Here is a 2995-nt window from a genome sequence, read left to right as displayed (position 1 = left end):
GCTGCGACGGACCATTCGGCGCCGTCAACCCGTTACTCGCACCGTCCTGATTCACCGCGCTGCCCCGCACCACGGCGAGCACCCGATGCCCCAGACGCTCCGCATCCGACAACCGCTCCACCAGCAGTACGCCGACGCCCTCGCCCCAGCCGGTGCCGTCGGCGTCGGCGGAGAACGCCTTGCACCGCCCGTCCGGGGACAGGCCGCGCTGGCGCGAGAACTCCACGAAGGTGCCGGGCGTGGCCATCACGGTCACGCCGCCGGCCAGCGCCATGTCGCACTCGCCCGACCGCAGCGCCTGCGCCGCCCAGTGCAGGGCGACGAGAGAGGAGGAGCAGGCGGTGTCCACGGTCACCGCAGGGCCTTCCAGCCCGAAGGTGTACGACAGGCGGCCGGACACGACGCTGCCGGAGTTCCCGGTGGCGATGAGCCCTTCCAGCTCCGTGGGCACGGTGGTGAGGTGGGCCGCGTAGTCGTGGTACATGACGCCCGCGAACACGCCCGTCCTGCTGCCGCGCAGCGCCACGGGGTCGATGCCGGCCCGTTCGATCGCCTCCCACGAGGCCTCGAGGAGGAGCCGCTGCTGCGGGTCCATGGCGAGGGCCTCGCGCTGCGAGATCCCGAAGAACGCCGGATCGAAGTCGGCCGCGTCGTGCAGGAAGCCGCCCCGCTTCGTGTACGTGGTGCCTGAATTGTCAGGGTCCGGGTGGTACAGCCGGTCCAAGTCCCACCCGCGGTCGGCGGGGAAGTCGCCGATCGCGTCCGTACCTGCGCTCACCAGCTGCCAGAGGTCCTCCGGCGAGAGCACGCCGCCCGGGTACCGGCAGGCCATGCCGACGATCGCGATGGGCTCGTCGTTCAGCGGCGTCGTGGCCGCGGTGACCGCCGTCGCCTCGGCCCCGGCGCCGGTGAACTCCGCCTCCAGGTAGTCGGCGACGGCTCGCGCGTTGGGGTAGTCGAAGACCAGCGTCGCGGGGAGCCGCAGCCCGGTGCCCGAGTTGAGCTGGTTACGGAGTTCGACGGCCGTGAGGGAGTCGAAGCCGAGCTCCTGGAAGGCGCGGTCGGGCTCCACGGCGTCCATCGAGGCGTGACCGAGAACCCTGGCCACCTCCTGGCGGACGAGCTCCAGCAGCACCCTGCCGCGCTCGGCCTCCTCCAGCCCGGCGAGCCGGCGGGCCAGCCCGGATCCGGCCGCGCGGGCCACCTGGCGTGCCGATCCGCGTACGAGACCGCGGAGGAGCGCGGGAAGCTCCGCGCCCCGGCTGCGCAGCGCCGCGGCATCGACCCGCAGCGGCACCAGCGCCGCCGCGTCCGAGCCCGACCCCGCATCGAACGACGCCAGCGCCTCGTCCACGGTCAACGCCGGCAGACCCTGGCGCCGCATCCGCTCGAAGTCGGCCTCGCTCAGCCACGCGCTCAGCCCGGTGTCGGTGTCCCACAACCCGAACGCGAGCGAGGTCGCCACCAGCCCCGACGACCGCCGGTGCACCGCCAGCGCGTCGAGGAACACGTTCGCCGCCGCGTAGTAGGCCTGCCCCGCCGCCAGGACGGAACCGCCGGCGGACGAGAACAGCACGAACGCCGACAGGTCCAGGTCACGGGTCAGCTCGTGCAGGTGCCACGCCGCGTCGGCCTTCGGCCCGAGCACCCCGTCGAGGCGCTCCACCGACAGCGACCCCACCAGCCCGTTGTCGCCCACGCCCGCGGCGTGCACCACGCCGCGCAGCGCGCGCTCGTCGGGAATGGACACGATCAGCGCGGCCAGCGCGTCACGGTCGGCCACGTCGCAGGCCGCCACGTCCACCTCGGCGCCCAGCTCCGACAACTCCGCCACCAGCTCGGCCGCACCGGGCGCGTCGAGACCGCGACGGCTGACCAGCAACAGGTTCCGAACGCCGTGCTCCGTCACCAGGTGGCGGGCCACCAGCGCGCCCAGCCCACCGGTCCCCCCGGTGACCAGCACGGTGCCGTCCGAGCCGAACACCGGCTCGCGCCGCTCCAGGTCCCTGACCCGGTTCAGCCTCGGCACCAGCACCCGGCCGTCCCGCACCGCGGACTCAGGTTCCCCGGAAGCGACCACCGATCCCACGGCGGCCCACGACTCCTGGCTGCCGTCCACGTCCACCAGCACGAACCGGCCCGGGTTCTCCGCCTCGGCCGCCCGCACCAGGCCCCACACCGGGGCCGCCGACACATCCACCCGGTCACCGTCATCAACGGCCACCGCGCCCCGCGTCACCACCACCAGCCGAGACGACGCGAACCGCTCGTCGGCCAGCCACTCCTGTACGGAAGTCAGCGCGTGAGCGGTGGCACGCCGCACCGCGGCGGGGATGTCGTCGCCGGGCTCGGCGGCGGGGCATTCCACGAACGCCCACTCGGGCATCGCGTCCGTGTCCCTGAGCGACGCCAGGCTCGGATACTCCTCGTTCTCAGCGGTGGGCAGCTCGGTCGGCTCGTTCCAGGTCACCTGGTAGAGGGTGTCCAGGGCGCCTGCGGTGAGGTCGGTGGACAGGGCGCGCAGCATGAGCCCGTCGATCTCGGCCACCGCGGCGCCGCTCTCGTCCGCGATGCTCAACGAGATGCTGGTGTCCGTGGCTGCGCGGGTGACCTTGACCCGCAGCCCGGTCGCTCCGGCGGCGTGCAGCGAGACACCGCTCCAGGCGAACGGCAGATACGGCCGTCCCGACTCCGCTCTCGGCACCAGATCGCCCAGGGCTGCGGCATGCAGCGACGCGTCCAGCAACGCCGGGTGCAACCCGAACCGGCCCGCCTCCGCGTGCGCCTGCTCGGGAAGGACGATCTCGGCGAACACCGCGTCCTCGTGCTGCCAGGCAGCCACCAAACCCTGGAACAGCGGCCCGTAGTCCAGGCCGATCGCCGCCATGTCGTCATACAGCTGCTCGACCTCGACCGGCCGCGCACCGGCCGGCGGCCACTGACCCGCAACCGCGACCGGCTGCTCGCTCTCCTCAGCCAGCACCCCTTGCGCGTG

At 73.3% G+C, this 2995-nt stretch carries 1 protein-coding gene; it reads right to left on the bottom strand.

The annotated features are described in order from the left end of the window. Positions 1-2995: SDR family NAD(P)-dependent oxidoreductase (locus E1292_RS49980; protein WP_132606811.1), on the bottom strand; the 2995-nt coding region annotated here is incomplete at both ends.

This window comes from Nonomuraea deserti (genome assembly GCF_004348685.1).
Classification (GTDB): Bacteria; Actinomycetota; Actinomycetes; order Streptosporangiales; family Streptosporangiaceae; genus Nonomuraea; species Nonomuraea deserti.
Note: the sequence above shows the minus strand (reverse complement) of the source record. Positions and strands in the feature narration are given on the sequence as shown.